Raw genomic sequence first — 17,539 nt, forward strand, 5'->3', positions numbered from 1 at the left:
GATCAGACGTCTTCGACTCTACGGGCGGGGTCTGACAATCGGCTCCGGCGGCCGGGGCGAGCCGGGACGCCGCACGGGCGTCGGCCGGGCTCAGGGCACCGTGCGGGACACGACGTACACCATCGGGTGGTCCGGGTCGGCCGTGTTCACGACGATGTCCTGGGTGGGTGCCGGGTTCTTCTGCTCGTGCACCAGACCGCTCCACGGACCGGGGCCGCTGAACTTCCACCCGGTGACCTTCTGGTCGCGGTCACTGATGGCGATGTCGTTCGGGCGCAGCTCGCCGCGGTGGGCGCCGATCCACCGCAGGAAGTTGTCCACATTGGCCGCGGAGGTCTGGAACTGCACGTAGAGACGGCTGGTCTTCCAGTTGTTCGTCTCGTAGTAGGCGACCTCGTACGACTGCCTCGGGATCGGCACCTGGTACAGACGGCGCTGCACGCTGGACGGCCAGCCCGCGGTCAGGCCGGTCGCCGAGTACTTCGCCTCCTTGTCCTTGCCGCTGTCGCGGCTCTGGTTCGCCGAGATCACCAGGTAGCCCGCCGGGACGCCGATGAGCAACACGATGATCAGCAGAGTGAGTGCCCGACGGCGGATCCTGTGCCGGCGGTCCTCGCCCGGCTGCTCCGTCTCGTCCGCCGGGGGCGCCTGGTGGGGAAGCGAGGCCGTCATGCGGAGTCCCGGGCCGCGCGGCGCGCCTCGACGTACCGCTCGTAGCGCTCGTGGCGCTCGACGCGGCGCCGGTTGGCGCGGCGGAACCGGCGGGCGACCAGCCGCGCCAGGTCGGCGGCGCCCACCATGCCGGCCTCGGGGCCGAGCTGGGCCCGCACGATGCGCGCCTCGGGGCGGTAGCCGCGCCCGGTCAGGTGCCGTTTGAAGGCGTCCCGCGCGGGGCCGATCAGCAGGTCGTCGGCCGCGGAGACGCCGCCGCCGATGACGAAGCAGGAGGGGTCGAGGGCGGCGGCCAGGTTGGCGATGCCGACGCCGAGCCACTGGCCGATGTCCTGCAGCAGCTCCACGCACATCGCGTCGCCGTCGCGGGCCAGCTCGGTGATCATCGGACCGTTGATGTCGGCGATGTTGCCCTTGACGTGCTCGATGACCCCGTACGCCACCGGGGAGTCCGCGGCGGCCAGTTCCCTGGCCTCCCGGACGAGGGCGTTGCCGGAGCTGTACTGCTCCCAGCAGCCGCGGTTGCCGCACGGGCAGCGGTGGCCGCCGGGGACGACCTGCATATGGCCGAACTCGCCGGCGACGCCGTACTTGCCCCGCTTGACCTGGCCGTCCTCGAGGATCGCGCCGCCGATGCCGGTACCGAGCGTGATCATGACGAGGTGGTCCTCGCCGCGGCCGGCGCCGAAGCGCCACTCGGCCCACGCGGCGGTGTTGGCGTCGTTGTCGACCAGTACCGGCACCGACAGGCGGTCGGCGAGGCGGTCGCGCAGCGGCTCGTTGCGCCAGGACAGGTGGGGGGCGAACAGGACGCGGTTGCGGTCGGCGTCGACCCAGCCGGCCGCGCCGATGCCGACGGCGTGCACGTCGTGCCGGTCGGACAGGTCCAGCACCAGCTCGACGATGGTGTCTTCGACGACCTTGGGACTCTTGGACTTGTCCGGGGTCTCCGTGCGGAGCTTCTCCAGGATGTTGCCGTCGGCGTCCACGACACCGGCCATCACCTTCGTGCCACCGATGTCGATGCCGACGGTGGGCACGCGCGGGGCGGTCAGGTGGGACCGGCGCTCGCGGGTGCCGACCGTCCGCAGCGCGGTGGCTCGGCGGGAGCCGATGGGGGCCGTGAAGTTGCCGTAGGTGCTCATCGCCGCCGATTCTGCCGCACCGGTACCTTCGGCGACCAACGGGAATGGAGAGCGTTGTTGATCATTTACGCCGGGTGCGGCGCCGTTGGGGCTGGTCGCGCAGTTCCCCGCGCCGCCTACCGGCGCTGGAGTTCGTGGCGTAGAGCATCAAGGTCGGATCCCCCGGCCATTTGCTGGGTCAGCTCGTCGAGGCTGATCTCGTCCCGTGTGTGGTTGCCCACCATCGTGCCGCGCTTGAGCAGGACGAAGCGGTCGCCGACCAAGTACGCGTGGTGCGGGTTGTGGGTGATCAGTACGACACCGAGACCCTCGTCACGTGCCGCCGCCACGTACTTGAGGACCACGCCGGACTGCTTCACGCCCAGCGCCGCCGTCGGCTCGTCCAGGACCAGGACCTTCGCGCCGAAGTGGACCGCCCGCGCGATCGCCACGCACTGGCGTTCGCCGCCGGACAGGGTGCCGATGGGCTGGTCCACGTCGCGCAGGTCGATGCCCATGCGCAGCAGCTCCGCGCGCGTGGTGCGGCGCATGTGGTCGACGTCCATGCGCTTGAAGGGGCCGACGCCCTTGCGCGGCTCGGAGCCGAGGAAGAAGTTGCGCCACACCGGCATGAGCGGAACGACGGCGAGGTCCTGGTAGACCGTGGCGATGCCGCGGTCCAGGGCCGCGCGGGGCGAGGAGAGACGGGTCTCCTCGCCATCGATGCGCAGGACACCGCCGTCATGCTGGTGCAGGCCGGCGATCATCTTGATCAATGTTGACTTGCCGGCGCCGTTGTCGCCGAGGACGCAGGTGATCTCCCCCGCGTGGACTTCCAGGGACACGCCCTCCAGGGCGCGGATGTTCCCGTAGTGCTTGCTGACGTCCGACAGCTCGACGAGTGCCGTCCGGGCCTCGGTCCGCGTCATGTCGTGGCCTCCGCGCGCTTGCGGACCCAGGCGTTGAGCAGGGTCGCGAGGAGCAGCATCGCTCCGAGGAAGAACTTGAACCAGTCGGGGTTCCACTCGGCGAAGACGATGCCCTTGCTCGTCATGCCGAAGATGAACGCGCCGACGGCGGACCCGACCGCGCTGCCGTGGCCGCCGGTGATCAGGCAGCCGCCGATGACGGCCGCGATGATGTAGATCAACTCGTTGCCGACGCCCTCGCCGGACTGGACGACGTCATAGCTGAACAGCAAGTGCTGACCGGAGATCCAGGCGCCGAAGGCCACGCCCATGTACAGGCCGATCTTGGTCTTCGCGACGGGGACGCCGACCGCGCGGGCCGCGTCCTGGTTGCCGCCCACCGCGAAGATCCAGTTGCCCGTGCGGGTGCGCAGCAGGATCCAGGAGGCGAGGGCGACCAGGGCGAGCCACCACAGGATGGTGACCTTGATGTCGACACCACCGACGGTCAGCGTCGAGGCGAAGACGTCGTGCGCGGTCGGGAAGCCCTCCATGTCGGCAATGGTCTTCGTCGACACCGTGCCGTCGATCAACTTGGTGAAGCCGAGATTCATGCCGGTCAGCATCAGGAACGTGCCCAGCGTGATGATGAAGCTGGGCAGCTTGGTGCGGGTCAGCATGAACCCGTTGAAGGCGCCGATGGCCAGCGTGACCAGCAGGGACACACCGACGCCGACCCAGACGTTCGTGGTCGTCTGGAAGCTGAACATGGACGAGATCAATGCCGACGACGTCACCATGACGCCGGCCGACAGGTCGAACTCGCCGCCGATCATCAGCAGCGCGACCGGGACGGCCATGATGCCGATGGTCGAGGACGCGTAGAGCACCGTGCTGAGGCTGGAGGCGCGCAGGAAGCTGTCGGCGAAGAACGCGAAGAAGACGAAGACCGCGATCGCGCCGACCACCGAGCCCAGCTCGGGACGGGCGAGCAGGGTGCGCAGCGGCGACGTCCGAAGGAGCCGTTCGTCCGCGGTGGTGGCGGTCATCGGGTGCCTCGCTTCGCGTACTCCTGCAGCGCGGCCGCCTGGTCCTTGGTGATGATCTGCGGGCCGGTGAGAACGGGGCGGCCGCCGCCGAGGACGTCATTGTTGTACCTGTACAGCCACAGCAGGTCGACGGCCTGGTAGCCCTGGAGGTAGGGCTGCTGGTCGACGGCGAAGCCGAGGGTGCCGTCCTGGAGCTCGGTGGCGACCTTGGCGTTGAGGTCGAAGGTGTCGATCTCGGCCTTGCTGCCCGCGTCCGCCTTGGCCTTCACGGCGGTGTCGGCGTAGGGGGCGCCGAGCGTGACGACGGCGTCGATGGACGGGTCGGCCTGGAGCTTGGCCCCGATGCCGGACTGCACGTCGGGCATGTTGGTGCCGTTGACGTAGACACGCTGCAGGGTGCCGTGGAAGGTCTTGCCGATGCCGTCGCAGCGCTGCTCGTGGCCGACGTTGCCCTGCTCGTGCAGCACGCACAGGGCCTTCTTCCTGCCGCGCTTGTTCAGCTCCTCGCCGACGGCCTCACCGGCGATCGTCTCGTCCTGCCCGACGTGGGTGAGCGCGCCGAACGCCTTGGACTCGGCGGACCCGGAGTTCACGGTGATCACCGGGATGCCGGCCTTCTCTGCGCGGGCGACGGCGGCCTTCAGGGCGTCGGGCTTGGCGAGCGTGACGATGATGCCGTCGACCTTCTTGTCGACGGCGGCGTCGACGAGCTGCGCCTGCTGCTGGGCCTCGTCGTCGTGCGAGTACAGGAAGTTGATGTTGTCCTTGACGGCGGCCTGCTTGGCGCCGCTCTGGACGATGTCCCAGAAGGTGTCGCCGTCGCCGGAGTGCGTGATCATCGCGAAGGTCCAGCGGGGCGTGTTCACCGCCGCGCGGCCCTGCGCGGCCGCGGCCTTGCGGGCGTCCTCGGCGCGTTTGCCGCCGGTGCTGCTGCACGCCGACAGGGACACGCACAGTGCCCCCGCCAACGCGATCCCTGCCCAGGTCCGAAACCGTGCCACGAGGCCGTGCCCTTCTTGCTGTCTGCTGTGCGGTGTCCTGCGACGGGCCCGGTGGTGTCTCGGCAACCCCAAGGGTCACACCGGCCCCAAACGCCCCAGTATCCGGCACGGGTCACCGCCGTCGCGCGCCTGGGGAGCACTCTGCGGTCTTATTGTCCGGACATGTCGACGAGACCCGGGCGCCGAACGGCGGCAGCGGGCTCAGGACCTCACGAGCAGCTGGAACTCGAAGGAGTAGCGGCTCGGGCGGTAGATGTGGTCGCCGAACTCCACCGCGCGTCCGGTGTCGTCGAAGGTGGTGCGCTGCATCGTCAGCAGCGGGGCGCCCTCGCTCTCGGCGAGCCGCTCGGCCTCGTCGGCGGTGGCGCCGCGGGCCCCGATGGACTGGCGGGCGCTGTGCAGGGTGATCCCGGCACTGCGCATCAGCCGGTACAGGCCGGTGGCCTCCAGCTGCGCGGTGTCCAGCTCCAGCAGCCCGGTCGGCAGGTGGTTGCACAGGTACGCCATCGGCTCGCCGTGCGCGAGTCGCAGCCGCTCCACCCGGTGGACGTCACCGCCCTCGGTGACCCCGAGTGCGGCCGCGACCTCGGCGGACGCCGGGACGACCGCGTTGACCAGGACCTTGGTCGCCGGACGCTGCCCGGCCGCCTCCAGGTCGTCGTAGAGGCTGCTGAGCTCCAGCGGCCGCTTGACCTGGCTGTGCACGACCTGGGTGCCGACCCCGCGGCGGCGCACCAGCAGCCCCTTGTCGACCAGGGACTGGATAGCCTGGCGCACCGTCGGCCGGGACAGGCCGAGCCGTGCGGCGAGCTCGATCTCGTTGCCGAGCAGGCTGCCCGGGGTGAGGGTGCCGTGCTCGATCGCGGCCTCGAGCTGCTGGGAGAGCTGGAAGTACAGCGGCACGGGAGAGCTGCGGTCCACACGGAGTTCGAGCTGCACGGTCGGGTCCACTTCTGGTTTCGGCACGGCCCGAGCGTAGCTCTGTGCGCTGTTGACGGGAAGTTGTGTAGTTCGGTTGTCCGGACATACGCATTGACAGCGACCGGATCGCGACCTCACTTTGTTTCCATGCGCATCGGGGTCATCGGTACGGGCCGGATCGGCACCATCCACGCGAACACCCTCAGTCGCCATCGCGACGTCGGTTCGCTGATCCTCACGGACGTCGACCCGGCCCGGGCCCAGGAGCTCGCGCTGCGGCTGGGCGAGACGGCGGCGCCCGGGGTGGACGAGATCTTCACCTGGGGCGTGGACGCCGTGGTGATCACGACGGCGACGCAGGCGCACGCGGAACTGATCGGCCGGGCGGCGCGCTCCGGGCTGCCCGTGTTCTGCGAGAAGCCGATCGCGCTCGACCTGCCGGGCACACTGCAGGCGATCGCGGAGGTGGAGGCGGCCGGCACGGTGCTGCAGATGGGTTTCCAGCGCCGTTTCGACGCCGGCTACGTCGGCGCCCGGGAAGCGGTGCGATCGGGGCGGCTCGGGCGGCTGCACACCGTGCGGGCGGTCACCTCCGACCAGGTGCCGCCGCCCGCCGCGTGGCTGCCCCTGTCCGGCGGCCTGTACCGGGACACGCTGATCCACGACTTCGACATCCTGCGCTGGGTCACCGGCCGGGAGGTGTCCGACGTGTACGCCGCGGGGTCCGACGCCGGCCCGGGGATGTTCCGTGAGGCGGGTGACGTGGACACCGCCGCGGTGCTGCTGACCCTGGACGACGGCACGCTGGCCACCGCCACGGCGACCCGGCTGAACGGCGCCGGGTACGACGTGCGCATGGAACTCGCCGGGGAGCGGGACCAGATCGTCGTCGGGCTGGACGACCGCACGCCGATCGCGTCCACGGAGCCGACCGGGCCGCCGGCCGCTGACAAACCGTGGACCGGCTTCCTGGAGCGCTTCGCGCCCGCGTACGAGGCGGAACTGATGGCGTTCGTGGAGGTGGTGCGGGGAGAGCGGGCCAACCCCTGCGACGGGCGCGAGGCCCTGCAGGCGCTGCGGATCGCCGAGGCCTGCGAGGCGTCGCGACGCGAGCGGCGGCCGGTGCGGTTGAGGGAAGTGGCGGGGGCGTAGGCCGGGGCGGCGGTGCACGGGCCGGGCGCTGCGCCACACCTCTGTGCACCCGCGAGCGGCAACACGGCCACCTGTCCCCCGCCGACCGATCGCGCACCGACCGCCGTACGGCCTTGTCTCCTTCCAACGCGCGAGTGGGGCCCTCAGTGCCCGCTGCCGCCGGTTTCGTCGACCAGTCCGGCGTCGTACGCCAACAGGGCTACCTGCACGCGGTTGTTGAGGCCCAGGCGGGCCAGGATGCGCGAGACGTGCGCCTTGACGGTGGCGACGCTCATGAACAGCTGGGCGGCGATCTCCGCGTTGGACAGACCCCGGCCCACCGCGACGGCGACCTCGCGTTCCCTTTCGGCCAGCGCGGCGAGCCGTTCACGCGCGCGTGCGCCGCGGGTGTCCGCGGCGGTGCCGGCCGCGTGGAGCATCAACTGCCGGGTGACGGCGGGTGACAGGACCGGGTCCCCGGCGGCGACCTTGCGGACCGCGTCGATGATCTCGGCGGGCGGGGTGTCCTTCAGCACGAATCCGGCGGCGCCCGCGCGCAGGGCGCGCAGGACCTGGTCGTCGGCGTGGAAGGTGGTGAGCAGCACGACCTGCGGCGCGTCCGCATGGCCGCGCAGCCGTTCGGTGGCGGCCAGTCCGTCCACGGACGGCATGCGGATGTCCATGAGCACGACGTCCGGGCGCGTGCTCTCCACCAGTTCGGCCACCTCGCCGCCGTCGCCCGCCTCACCGACGACTGTGATGTCGTCGGCCCCTCCCAGCATCAGCGACAGACCGGCCCGCACCAGCGGGTCGTCGTCGACGAGAAGCACTCTGATCGCAGTCATGGCCCTACGAAACCACGGCGCTCGCGCGCTCAGTGCGCGGTTTGAGACGCGGGAACCGCCACGCGAGGCTCACCCCACGGCAGCCACGCGCGTACCTCGAAACCGCCGTCCGCGCGCGGGCCGTGTTCCAGGTGGCCGCCCGCGAGTGTGGCGCGTTCGGTGAGGCCGATCAGGCCCTGGCCGGAGCCGGGGACCGGTGGGGGTTCGTGGTCGGGGGCCGGGTTGCGTACGGCGATGGTGAGGCCGTCGCCCGGGGCGCCGGTGACCGTGACGGTGACCTCCGTGCCGGGGGCGTGCTTGCGGGCGTTGGTCAGGCTTTCCTGGGCGATGCGGTAGGCGGTGCGGCCCACCGAGGCGGGAACGCCGGCGGCGTCGGTGACGTGCTGGTCGAACGTGACCTTCATGCCGGCCTCGCGGGACTCGGCGACCAGCGTCTCCAGCGCGGCGAGCGTGGGCTGCGGGCGGCCCGCGTCGTCGGCGTCGCCCGCCCGCAGGACGCCGATGATCTCCCGCAGGTCCTGCAGGGCCTCGTGGGCGCTCTCCCGGATGACGCCGGCCGCCCGCGCGATCTCCTCGCCGGGGGCGTCGGGGCGGAACTCCAGTGCCCCGGCGTGCACGCTGAGCAGGGTGAGCCGGTGGGCGAGCACGTCGTGCATCTCGCGGGCGATGGCCTCGCGGGCGAGCCGCTGCGCCTGTTCGGCGCGCAGCCGCGCCTCCGTCTCGGCGCGCCGCGCCCGGTCCCGCAGGCTCAGCAGCAGCTGCCGCTTGGAGCGCACGAACATGCCCCAGCCGACGACGGCGACGGTGAGCACATAGACGAAGGCGACGGCGGCGGGGTAGGACAGGTCGGCGTCGGGCCGCGCCCAGTAGTAGAGCGGGATGACGGCCAGCTCGGCGGCGCCCACCCAGGCCACGTACCGGAAGGGCCGGTGGACGGCGAGAGTGAACAGGGCGATGAGGTAGGCGCCGCCGGCGGTGTCGGAGACGAAGTTGACCGCGGTCAGCGCGATGGCGAGGGCGACGGGCCAGCGGCGGCGCAGCCAGACGGCCGCGCAGGCCGCCACGCCGAGCAGCTGGTCGGCGACGGCCAGCGCGTGCGGGACGTGCGGGTTGTCGCGCACCGACTCGGCGGCAGCCAGGCCGATGGCGACGGCCAGCGCGAAGCAGGAGAAGTCGACGGCCCAGTCGCGCGCGGTGCGCCGGGGCCGTCCGGCGCGGCCGGTGACCGGGTCCAGTTCATGGGTCAGGGCCGACGGCAGCCACCACCGCCGGCCGGGCAGGACCGGCGCGGGCGCCGACCCGTCGTCACTCGCAGTCCGCTTCACGAGCGACCAATCTACGGAGCGCGGGCGGGCCGCACCCGCCGGTACAAGCGGTCGTCGACCGAAGTCGCCCGGGCACCGACTTTGGTCGCACCGGCCGCCCGGCACTCCGCCACCTGCGTCGGGCGCGAGCCACCGTGTGGCCGATGCGGGCGGGGAGTGCGCGGGGCGAGGCTCGGACCCATGAAGACGTTGCTCGAGACTCTCGGATTCCTCGCCCTGGTGCAGGGCGCCATGGGCCTGCTGCACGAGTTCACCGACTGGCATGTGGGCCTGGTGCAGCGGGTCGGCCTGCTCGACGGCCACGAGGTGTACGCGAGCGTCGCGCTGATCGTGCTGGCGATCGCCCTGTTCGCGGCCGCCGAGCGCTGCGAAGCCGACTGAGGCCGGGCCGGTGGCTCAGCAGTTGTGGTCGACCAGGTCGAACGTGGCGTAGTGGTCGGCGGTGTAGTAGTCCTCCTGGCGCTCCTCACCGGTGACGATGCGGCGGGCGCCGCGGGTGGGAGAGCCGGGCGTGATCACCGTGTACTCGTGGTAGTAGCCGCTGGTCCGGCTCGGCAGGACCCCTTCCCTGTTCAGGAAGACGACGCCGTCCTGGTCGTACGGGAAGGGGCCGCCCTGTGCGATCAGGTTCAGGGTGTCGTGCGCCTGGGACGGCAGGTCGCTGTAGCAGATGCTGCCGACGGACGCGGCGGTGGCACCGGCCGGGGTGGCGGAGACGGTGCCGCCCATGAGGAGGGCGGACAGGACTGCGGCTGTGGCGCCGAGCCGCGAGATGCGTGGGGGGAATCTCATGTCGGCATGATGACGCGCGTAGAGACTGGCATGTCAATGACAATCACGGGGTCTCCCCCTTTCCCTCCCGGGTGTTCGCGGACCGTTAACCCGGACCTGCCGCCGCCGAACTCGATGTCCGTTGCCCGCCCCACCGGTGGCAGCCGGGGCATCGGGGCCGCGACCGGCACTGCGGCCGGGCGCGCGAGGGTGCGGACGTGGCGCTGACCTACGCACAGGGGAAGGAAGCGGCCGAGGACGTGGTGCGGGCCGTCGAGGCGCTCGGGCGGCGCGCGGTGGCGCTGCGGGCCGATGCGGCGGACGCCCAGGAGGCGGCGGGCGCCGTGGGCCGGGCCGCCGGCGCGCTGGGCCGTCTTGACGTGCTGGTGAACAACGTGGGGGTGGGCGTGCTCGGTCCCCTGGAGAGCCTGCCGGTCACGGAGGTGGACCGGGTGCTCGGTGAACGTGCGGGGGGGGTGTTCCTCGCCTCGCAGGCGGCGGCCGCGCGGATGTCCGGCGGCGGGCGGATCATCACCATCGGCACGTGCATGGTCCAGCGGGTGCCGGGGCCCGGCGGCACGCTGTACGCCATGGGCAAGGCGGCGCCGGCAGGGCTGACGAAGGCCCTGGCGCGGGAGCTGGGGCCGCGCGGGATCACGGCGGACATCGTGCGTCCCGGGCCGATCGACACCGGCATGAACCCCGCCGACAGCCCGTACGCGGCCGGTCAGGCCGAGATGACGGCCCTGGGCCGGTTCGGACGGCCGCAGGAGGTGGCCGCCACGGTGGCGCACCTCGCGGGCGCTGCGTACGTCACCGGCGCGGAGTTCACGGTGGACGGCGGCCACGCGGCCTGACCGGGCGACTCGCCGCCGGACGGGTACACGCGCGTGGGGCGCACCGGTGCTGTCAGGCCGGTGCGCCCCACGGGTCCTTCAGGGGGCTGTGCGTCAGCCGCCCAGTTCCTGGTGACGGGCCGCAAGGCGGGTCGCGCCGGCCTCGGTCAGGGAGCCGAACAGGCGCAGGCGGGAGATGCCACCGTCGGGGAAGATGTCCACGCGCGCGTGCGTGCCGACGGCCCGCTGCGGCAGGACGAAGCGGTGGTTGGTGTCGGGCTGCATGCGGGTGCGCGGGAGGATCTCGACCCACTCACCGCTCTCGCCGTCCTTGACGGACACCGACGCCCAGCCGGCGCTGTTGCCCTTGAGGTAGGCGGTGTCGATCTCGATGGCGCGGATCTCGGACTGGGCGACCAGCTGGTAGCGGATCCAGTCGTTGCCCTGGTCGCGCCGGCGGCGGGTCTCCCAGCCGTCGTCCATCTTGCGGGAGCGGCCCGGCTGGATGGTGTTGGTGGCCGGCGAGTAGAAGAGGTTGGAGGCGTCCTCGACCCGGCCGCCGTTCTCCAGGGCGACCACGTCGAACGTGCCGAGCACCTCGAGCCACTTCGGGTCGGGTACGACTTCGCCGTACACCCGCAGGCGCGCGATGCCGCCGTCGGGGTGCTGCTTGAGCCGCAGGTGCGTGAAGCGCTGCTCGACGTCGACCGCGAAGCCGTTGGCCGCGTGGCCGCCGACCGGGGTGCGCGGGACGAGCGTCGTCCACTTCACGTCGTCGGCGAGCAGCTCCTCGGGCGACGGCGAGCCCGGGACGGAGGCGGCCTCGACGGAGACCGCCTGCGGGTAGTTGCCGCGGAAGTGGGCGGTGTCGACGACGATGCCGCGGACGACGCCGGGCGCGCCGAGGCGGATCAGCGCCCAGTCGTGGTCGTCCTCGGTCGGCCACGGATGGTCGGCGGAGGCACCGCGCCGGCGGCGGGTCTCCCAGCCGTCCATGACCTTGCCCTTGTGCCCGAAGTGCTCGGGGTCGAACTCCGCGGCCTCGGGGACCAGCAGGTTCTCGCGCTGGGCGAAGAACTCGTCGTTGGCGGCGATGACACCGGCACCGAGCTGCCGGTCGGCGAGGTTGGCGTGGTGGGTGAAGGGGAAGTCGGCGGTGCGGTAGTCCGCGTACGGGTCGCCGCCGGAGAAGGGGTTCGCGTCGCCGGTGAAGCGGGGTATCGCCGTCACGGTGATCAGGTCCTGCCTTTCGGTTCGAAAAGTCGCTACGGGGTGGGAGTGGTCGATGACGCCCCTTCGGTCAGGCGGACCGGGTGAGCAGACGGCCTCTGGGCTCGGTGAACTCGCCGTCGGCGACGATCCGCTCGCCGCGCAGCCAGGTCGACTTGACCACCCCGTACAGGGTCCGGCCGGCGTAGGCGGTGACGCGGTTGCGGTGCTGGAGGGCGGCCGGGTCGACGGTGAAGGTCTCGTCGGGGGCGAGGACGGCGAAGTCGGCGTCGCGGCCGGCCGCGATGGCGCCCTTGGAGCCGAGGCCGACGAGGGCCGCCGTACGCTCCGACATCCACCGGACGACGTCCTCCAGGCCGTGGCCGCGCTCGCGGGCGGCGGTCCACACGGCGGGCAGGCTGACCTGGAGGCCGGAGATGCCGCCCCAGGCGGTGAGGAAGTCGTCGGTCTTCAGGTCGGCGGTGGACGGCGAGTGGTCGGTGACGATGCAGTCGATCGTGCCGTCGGCGAGCGCCTCCCACAGCAGGTCCTGGTTTGCGGCCTCGCGGATGGGCGGGCAGCACTTGAACTCGCTGGCGCCGTCCGGAACCTCCTCGGCGGTGAGGGCCAGGTAGTGCGGGCAGGTCTCGACGGTGATCGAAACGCCCTCCGCCTTGGCGGCGCGGATCAGCGGCAGCGCGTCGCTGGAGGACAGGTGCAGGACGTGCACGCGCGCGTTGAGGCGCTTGGCCTGCGCGATGAGGTTCGCGATGGCGGTGTCCTCGGCGTCGCGCGGGCGGGAGGCGAGGAAGTCCGTGTACTTGGGGCCGCCGTGCTGCGGGGCCGCGTCGAGGTGGTGCGGGTCCTCGGCGTGCACGATCAGCAGGCCGTCGAAGCCGGCGATCTCGGCGAGGGACTGGGCGAGCTGGTCCTGGTCGAGATGCGGGAACTCGTCCACGCCCGACGGCGACAGGAAGCACTTGAAGCCGAAGACGCCGGCGTCGTGCAGCGGGCGCAGGTCCTTGACGTTGTCGGGCAGGGCGCCGCCCCAGAAGCCGACGTCGATGTGCGCCTTGTCGCGGGCCACGTCCTGCTTGATCCGCAGGTTGTCGGCGGTCGTGGTGGGCGGCAGGGAGTTGAGCGGCATGTCGATCAGGGTCGTGATGCCCCCGGCGGCCGCCGCGCGAGTGGCGGTCCAGAAGCCCTCCCACTCGGTCCGGCCCGGGTCGTTGACATGCACGTGCGTGTCGACCAGGCCGGGCAGCAGCACGTCGTCGCCGAAGTCCTCCAGGCGGGCCGTGGCCGGTACGTCCGCGTCATGGGGGAGTACGGCGGTGATCGTGCCGTCGGCGACCACGACGGACGCGGGCCGCGTCCCCTCGGGAGTGATGACGCGCCTCGAACGCAGGACCAGTTCAGCGTCGGACACCCGGACCCCTCTCTCTGCCGCCGTGGCCGCCTCGGAGGCTTCGGCGGCCTCCGCGCGTCTTCCACACAGCGGAATTTCAACGAACTGTTGAAGCTACTTCGGGAGTCTTCACTCCCGTCTTCGCGTCGTCAAGGGCACACTCATCCACAGTGCACCCGATCCGCCCACCCTGGACGTTTCCACAAAGCGGAATTAGAATTCCACCAGATAGAACGTAGCTACGCACAAGCAGGGAGTCAACCGACTGCCGGGTAGGCTGCTGCCTCTTCAGTCAGTCCCGAAAGGAACGCGCCGTGCCGACGTCCAGCGCCAGCACCACCGACTCCGCCAAACCCGCCGCCACGGGGGGTGTCCAGTCCCTGGAGCGCGCCTTCGACCTGCTGGAGCGCATGGCGGACGCCGGCGGCGAAGTCGGGCTGAGTGAGCTGTCCGCGAGCAGCGGACTGCCCCTGCCGACCATCCACCGCCTCATGCGCACCCTGGTCGCGTGCGGATACGTCCGCCAGCAGACCAACCGGCGCTACGCCCTCGGCCCGCGCCTGATCCGTCTCGGCGAGTCCGCGTCGCGTCTGCTCGGTACGTGGGCCCGGCCGTACCTGGCCCGCCTGGTGGAGGAGACCGGCGAGACGGCGAACATGGCGCTGCTGGACGGCGACGAGATCGTGTACGTGGCGCAGGTGCCGTCCAAGCACTCGATGCGGATGTTCACCGAGGTCGGCCGGCGGGTGCTGCCGCACTCCACGGGTGTGGGCAAGGCGCTGCTCGCCGGCTACCCGCCGGAGGAGGTGCGCGCTCTGCTGTACCGCACGGGGATGCCGGCGGCGACGGACAAGACGATCACCACGCCGGACGACTTCCTGGCCTCCCTGGAAGAGGTGCGCCGGCTCGGTTACGCCATCGACGACAGCGAGCAGGAGATCGGGGTCCGCTGCCTCGCGGTCTCCGTACCGAACTCCCCCACGGCGGCGGCCATCTCCATCTCGGGCCCGGCGGGCCGCGTCACGGAAGCCGCCACGGACAAGATCGTCCCGGTCCTGCAGCAGGTGGCCGTGGAACTCTCCGAGGCCCTGACCAGCTCGACCAACAACGGCGGCTGACCCCAGCCGCGCGCCGGCAGCCACCGCCCCCGCCCGGCACGCATGCCGTTGCCCGGGGGCGTGGGGCCGGAACCCACAGACCGCCGAGGGCGAAGGCGCGGGCGCGGCGTGCCGAGGCCGGGCAGCGGGGCGGGATGCCAAACAGCAGGCACCGGCCGCCGAAGGCGGGCATCGGGCGAAGGCACGGACGCGAGACGAAGGCACGCGTGCAAGGTGCCCCAGGCCGGGTCGCCGGGCCGGATGCCACACGGCAGCCACCGCAGCCGAAGGCGCGGGACGTACACCACCACGGGGCAGGAGCGCCGGTCTCCCCTGCCGCGGGGCAGACGTGGACGCCGGGGCGCGACAACGTGGAGCCCGGCGCAGGACACCCGCCGGGCACAGACCGTTCGGCGGGGCGGGCGCGGGGGCCGGGTGGAGGCGCGGCGCTGAGGCCGCACGGCAAGCACGCAGGTCCATGGGCCCAGGTCGGACCCCCAGCCCGCCCGCACGGGCATCCACGCAGAACCCCACTCCGAGCCCGCCCGCCTCCGTCCGCAGGGCACGAGCCCCAGGCCCCGTGACGTGCCCGCGCCCCGCGGACCCCGCGCGCCCGAACCACAAACGCCCCACCGCCGGAGGCCACCGCAAGGATCAGGATTCGAGAAGCGCTCGCGCCCCGGTTCCACGTAGCGTGAGCGGCACGGGCATCCGGACGGCGCCGGTCGGGCCGGCGGGCGCGGAGGGTGGCCGTGATCGAGGGTCTGAACGGATGGAGACGCCATGACCAAGGCAACGGGGACCGGCCACGCCGCCGACAGCCACGACCTGATCCGCGTGCACGGCGCGCGCGAGAACAACCTCAAGGACATCAGCGTCGAGCTCCCCAAGCGCCGGCTGACGGTCTTCACCGGTGTCTCCGGCTCGGGCAAGAGCTCCCTGGTGTTCGACACGATCGCCGCCGAGTCGCAGCGGATGATCAACGAGACCTACAGCGCCTTCGTCCAGGGCTTCATGCCGACCCTCGCCCGCCCCGACGTCGACGTCCTGGACGGTCTGACCACCGCTATCACCGTCGACCAGCAGCGCATGGGCGCCGATCCGCGCTCCACCGTCGGCACCGCCACCGACGCCAACGCGATGCTGCGCATCCTCTTCAGCCGTCTCGGCAGGCCCCACCTCGGCTCCCCCAAGGCGTTCTCCTTCAACGTCGCCTCGATCAGCGGCGCCGGCGCGGTCACCGTGCAGCGCGGCGGGCAGACGGTGAAGGAGCGCCGCCAGTTCAGCATCACCGGCGGCATGTGCCCCCGCTGCGAGGGCCGCGGCTCGGTCACCGACCTCGACCTCACCCAGCTCTACGACGACAGCAAGTCCCTGAACGAGGGCGCGCTGAGCATCCCCGGCTACAAGTCGGGCGGCTGGAACCACCGCCTCTACACCGAGTCCGGCCTCTACGACGCCGACAAGCCGATCCGGAAGTTCACCAAGCGGGAACTGCAGGACTTCCTGTACCGCGAGCCGACCCGGATGAAGATCGCCGGCATCAACATGACCTACGAGGGTCTGGTCCCGCGCATCCAGAAGTCGATGCTCGCCAAGGACAAGGAGGCGATGCAGCCGCACATCCGGGAGTTCGTGGAGCGGGCCGTCACCTTCACCACCTGCCCCGAGTGCGAGGGCACCCGGCTCAACGAGGGCGCCCGGTCCTCCAAGATCAAGGGTCTGAGCATCGCCGACGTCTGCGCGATGCAGATCAGCGACCTGGCCGCCTGGGTGCGCGGCCTGGACGAGCCGTCGGCCGCGCCGCTGCTCGCCTCCCTGCGCGACACCCTCGACGCCTTCGTGGAGATCGGCCTCGGCTACCTCTCGCTCGACCGGCCGGCCGGCACCCTCTCGGGCGGCGAGGCACAGCGCGTGAAGATGATCCGCCACCTCGGCTCCTCCCTCACCGACGTGACGTACGTCTTCGACGAGCCCAGCATCGGTCTGCACCCGCACGACATCCAGCGCATGAACGAGCTGCTGCTCCAGCTGCGGGACAAGGGCAACACGGTGCTCGTCGTGGAGCACAAGCCGGAGATGATCGCGATCGCGGACCACGTCGTCGACCTCGGCCCCGGCGCCGGCACCGCGGGCGGCACGGTCTGCTTCGAGGGCACCGTGGAGGAGCTGCGGGCCGGCGGCACCCTCACCGGACGCCACCTGGACGACCGGGCGCGCGTGAAGGAGACGGTCCGCACGCCCACCGGCAAACTGGCGATCCGCGACGCGACCACGCACAACCTGCAGTCCGTGGACGTCGACATCCCGCTCGGCGTGCTGGTCGTCGTCACGGGTGTCGCCGGCTCCGGCAAGAGCTCGCTCGTGCACGGGTCGATGCCCGCCGACGCCGGAGTGGTCTTCATCGACCAGACCCCGATCCGCGGCTCACGGCGCAGCAACCCGGCGACGTACACCGGACTGCTCGAGCCGATCCGCAAGGCGTTCGCCAAGGCCAACGGCGTCAAGCCGGCGCTGTTCAGCGCGAACTCCGAGGGCGCCTGCCCCACCTGCAACGGCGCCGGAGTCGTCTACACCGACCTGGCGATGATGGCCGGGGTCGCCACCACCTGCGAGGAGTGCGAGGGCAAGCGCTTCGAGGCGTCGGTGCTGGAGTACAAGCTCGGCGGCCGCGACATCAGCGAGGTGCTGGCGATGCCGGTGGCGCAGGCGGAGGAGTTCTTCGGCGACGGGGAGGCGCGTACGCCCGCGGCGCACAAGATCCTTGACCGCCTGTCCGACGTCGGGCTCGGCTACCTCACGCTCGGCCAGCCGCTCACCACGCTGTCGGGCGGCGAGCGGCAGCGGCTGAAGCTGGCGACGCAGATGGGCGACAAGGGCAGCGTCTACGTCCTGGACGAGCCGACCACCGGTCTTCATCTGGCCGACGTCGAGCAGCTGCTCGGCCTGCTGGACCGGCTGGTCGACTCCGGGAAGTCGGTGATCGTGGTCGAGCACCACCAAGCCGTCATGGCCCACGCGGACTGGATCATCGACCTGGGGCCGGGCGCGGGGCATGACGGGGGGCGGGTCGTCTTCGAGGGGACGCCGGCGGAGTTGATCGCGGCGCGGTCGACTCTCACCGGGCAGCACCTTGCGACGTACGTGGGCGGCTAGCGCCTTCTCGTCCGCCGGGGTTCCCCTGTCAGGCGAGCGCGGGTGGATCGTGGCCGGTCGCACCGGTGGATTGTGGCCGGTCGCGC

15 protein-coding genes and 1 pseudogene are annotated in these 17,539 nt (G+C 71.7%); 5 read left to right on the forward strand and 11 right to left on the reverse strand.

Features of this window, described 5'->3' with window-relative positions; genetic code table 11:
* Nucleotides 1-90 precede the first annotated feature (90 nt).
* The 6 genes from ACF1GV_RS09135 to ACF1GV_RS09160 form a co-directional block, all read right to left on the reverse strand.
* Nucleotides 91-672, reverse strand: coding sequence for a sugar kinase (locus tag ACF1GV_RS09135; RefSeq protein ID WP_391679503.1), 582 nt, complete (start codon nucleotides 670-672; stop codon nucleotides 91-93).
* Complete coding sequence (locus ACF1GV_RS09140; RefSeq protein WP_363262020.1) at nucleotides 669-1,817, reverse strand: ROK family glucokinase; 1,149 nt, start codon at nucleotides 1,815-1,817, stop codon at nucleotides 669-671. The genes ACF1GV_RS09135 and ACF1GV_RS09140 overlap by 4 nt, the downstream gene beginning before the upstream one ends.
* 116 nt (nucleotides 1,818-1,933) lie before the next feature.
* The gene (locus ACF1GV_RS09145; protein ID WP_391679507.1) at nucleotides 1,934-2,725 is read right to left on the reverse strand and encodes an ATP-binding cassette domain-containing protein; all 792 of its coding nucleotides are present in this window, start codon (nucleotides 2,723-2,725) and stop codon (nucleotides 1,934-1,936) included.
* A complete protein-coding gene (locus ACF1GV_RS09150) occupies nucleotides 2,722-3,753 on the reverse strand; it encodes an ABC transporter permease (RefSeq protein ID WP_391679510.1) in 1,032 nt (343 codons plus the stop codon). The genes ACF1GV_RS09145 and ACF1GV_RS09150 overlap by 4 nt, the downstream gene beginning before the upstream one ends.
* Nucleotides 3,750-4,754: a sugar ABC transporter substrate-binding protein gene (locus ACF1GV_RS09155; protein ID WP_391679513.1), complete on the reverse strand. Its 1,005-nt coding sequence runs from the start codon at nucleotides 4,752-4,754 to the stop codon at nucleotides 3,750-3,752. Before ACF1GV_RS09155 ends, ACF1GV_RS09150 begins: the two co-directional genes overlap by 4 nt.
* A 201-nt stretch (nucleotides 4,755-4,955) precedes the next feature.
* Nucleotides 4,956-5,693, reverse strand: a complete 738-nt coding sequence (locus tag ACF1GV_RS09160) for a GntR family transcriptional regulator (protein WP_363262276.1) — start codon at nucleotides 5,691-5,693, stop codon at nucleotides 4,956-4,958.
* A 129-nt stretch (nucleotides 5,694-5,822) separates the two neighbouring features.
* Between ACF1GV_RS09160 and ACF1GV_RS09165 the strand changes: the two genes are divergently transcribed.
* Nucleotides 5,823-6,827, forward strand: a complete 1,005-nt coding sequence (locus ACF1GV_RS09165; RefSeq protein WP_391679516.1) for a Gfo/Idh/MocA family oxidoreductase — start codon at nucleotides 5,823-5,825, stop codon at nucleotides 6,825-6,827.
* A 143-nt stretch (nucleotides 6,828-6,970) separates the two neighbouring features.
* Here the strand turns inward: ACF1GV_RS09165 and ACF1GV_RS09170 are convergent, their stop codons facing one another.
* Both ACF1GV_RS09170 and ACF1GV_RS09175 read right to left on the reverse strand, forming a co-directional pair.
* The gene (locus ACF1GV_RS09170; RefSeq protein ID WP_391679518.1) at nucleotides 6,971-7,651 is read right to left on the reverse strand and encodes a response regulator; all 681 of its coding nucleotides are present in this window, start codon (nucleotides 7,649-7,651) and stop codon (nucleotides 6,971-6,973) included.
* A gap of 29 nt (nucleotides 7,652-7,680) precedes the next feature.
* Nucleotides 7,681-8,976, reverse strand: a complete 1,296-nt coding sequence (locus ACF1GV_RS09175; protein WP_391679521.1) for a sensor histidine kinase — start codon at nucleotides 8,974-8,976, stop codon at nucleotides 7,681-7,683.
* 180 nt (nucleotides 8,977-9,156) lie between these two features.
* Here ACF1GV_RS09175 and ACF1GV_RS09180 point away from each other — a divergent pair, with 180 nt between their 5' ends.
* The gene (locus tag ACF1GV_RS09180) at nucleotides 9,157-9,357 is read left to right on the forward strand and encodes a hypothetical protein (protein ID WP_391679522.1); all 201 of its coding nucleotides are present in this window, start codon (nucleotides 9,157-9,159) and stop codon (nucleotides 9,355-9,357) included.
* Between the two features lie 15 nt (nucleotides 9,358-9,372).
* On the opposite strand, the gene ACF1GV_RS09185 is transcribed toward ACF1GV_RS09180, so the two are convergent.
* Nucleotides 9,373-9,768, reverse strand: a complete 396-nt coding sequence (locus tag ACF1GV_RS09185; RefSeq protein ID WP_391679524.1) for a ribonuclease domain-containing protein — start codon at nucleotides 9,766-9,768, stop codon at nucleotides 9,373-9,375.
* Between the two features lie 114 nt (nucleotides 9,769-9,882).
* Here ACF1GV_RS09185 and ACF1GV_RS09190 point away from each other — a divergent pair.
* Nucleotides 9,883-10,604 (forward strand): annotated as a pseudogene (locus ACF1GV_RS09190) (SDR family oxidoreductase).
* A 93-nt stretch (nucleotides 10,605-10,697) separates the two neighbouring features.
* Here ACF1GV_RS09190 and alc read toward each other — a convergent pair.
* Together alc and allB are read right to left on the reverse strand one after the other, a co-directional pair.
* A complete protein-coding gene (alc, locus tag ACF1GV_RS09195; RefSeq protein ID WP_391679526.1) occupies nucleotides 10,698-11,813 on the reverse strand; it encodes an allantoicase in 1,116 nt (371 codons plus the stop codon).
* Nucleotides 11,814-11,883: 70 nt separating this feature from the next.
* Nucleotides 11,884-13,221, reverse strand: coding sequence for an allantoinase AllB (gene allB / locus ACF1GV_RS09200; RefSeq protein ID WP_391679528.1), 1,338 nt, complete (start codon nucleotides 13,219-13,221; stop codon nucleotides 11,884-11,886).
* Nucleotides 13,222-13,514: 293 nt separating this feature from the next.
* On the opposite strand from allB, the gene ACF1GV_RS09205 reads away from it, so the two are divergent.
* On the forward strand, nucleotides 13,515-14,318 hold the full coding sequence (locus tag ACF1GV_RS09205) for an IclR family transcriptional regulator (protein WP_363262030.1): 804 nt from the start codon (nucleotides 13,515-13,517) through the stop codon (nucleotides 14,316-14,318).
* Nucleotides 14,319-15,080: 762 nt separating this feature from the next.
* Nucleotides 15,081-17,453, forward strand: coding sequence for an ATP-binding cassette domain-containing protein (locus ACF1GV_RS09210; RefSeq protein WP_391679531.1), 2,373 nt, complete (start codon nucleotides 15,081-15,083; stop codon nucleotides 17,451-17,453).
* The last annotated feature ends 86 nt before the right edge of the window (nucleotides 17,454-17,539 follow it).

The sequence above is a fragment of the Streptomyces sp. NPDC014006 genome (assembly GCF_043088925.1).
In the GTDB taxonomy this organism is placed as follows: Bacteria; Actinomycetota; Actinomycetes; order Streptomycetales; family Streptomycetaceae; genus Streptomyces.

What these genes read in the sequence shown, in the direction of transcription:
- ACF1GV_RS09135 (WP_391679503.1), bottom strand. Translation starts at nt 672, where the DNA reads ATGACGGCCTCGCTTCCCCACCAGGCGCCCCCGGCGGACGAGACGGAG.
- ACF1GV_RS09140 (WP_363262020.1), bottom strand. Translation starts at nt 1,817, where the DNA reads ATGAGCACCTACGGCAACTTCACGGCCCCCATCGGCTCCCGCCGAGCC.
- ACF1GV_RS09145 (WP_391679507.1), bottom strand. Translation starts at nt 2,725, where the DNA reads ATGACGCGGACCGAGGCCCGGACGGCACTCGTCGAGCTGTCGGACGTC.
- ACF1GV_RS09150 (WP_391679510.1), bottom strand. Translation starts at nt 3,753, where the DNA reads ATGACCGCCACCACCGCGGACGAACGGCTCCTTCGGACGTCGCCGCTG.
- ACF1GV_RS09165 (WP_391679516.1), top strand. Translation starts at nt 5,823, where the DNA reads ATGCGCATCGGGGTCATCGGTACGGGCCGGATCGGCACCATCCACGCG.
- ACF1GV_RS09170 (WP_391679518.1), bottom strand. Translation starts at nt 7,651, where the DNA reads ATGACTGCGATCAGAGTGCTTCTCGTCGACGACGACCCGCTGGTGCGG.
- ACF1GV_RS09180 (WP_391679522.1), top strand. Translation starts at nt 9,157, where the DNA reads ATGAAGACGTTGCTCGAGACTCTCGGATTCCTCGCCCTGGTGCAGGGC.
- ACF1GV_RS09185 (WP_391679524.1), bottom strand. Translation starts at nt 9,768, where the DNA reads ATGAGATTCCCCCCACGCATCTCGCGGCTCGGCGCCACAGCCGCAGTC.
- ACF1GV_RS09210 (WP_391679531.1), top strand. Translation starts at nt 15,081, where the DNA reads ATGACCAAGGCAACGGGGACCGGCCACGCCGCCGACAGCCACGACCTG.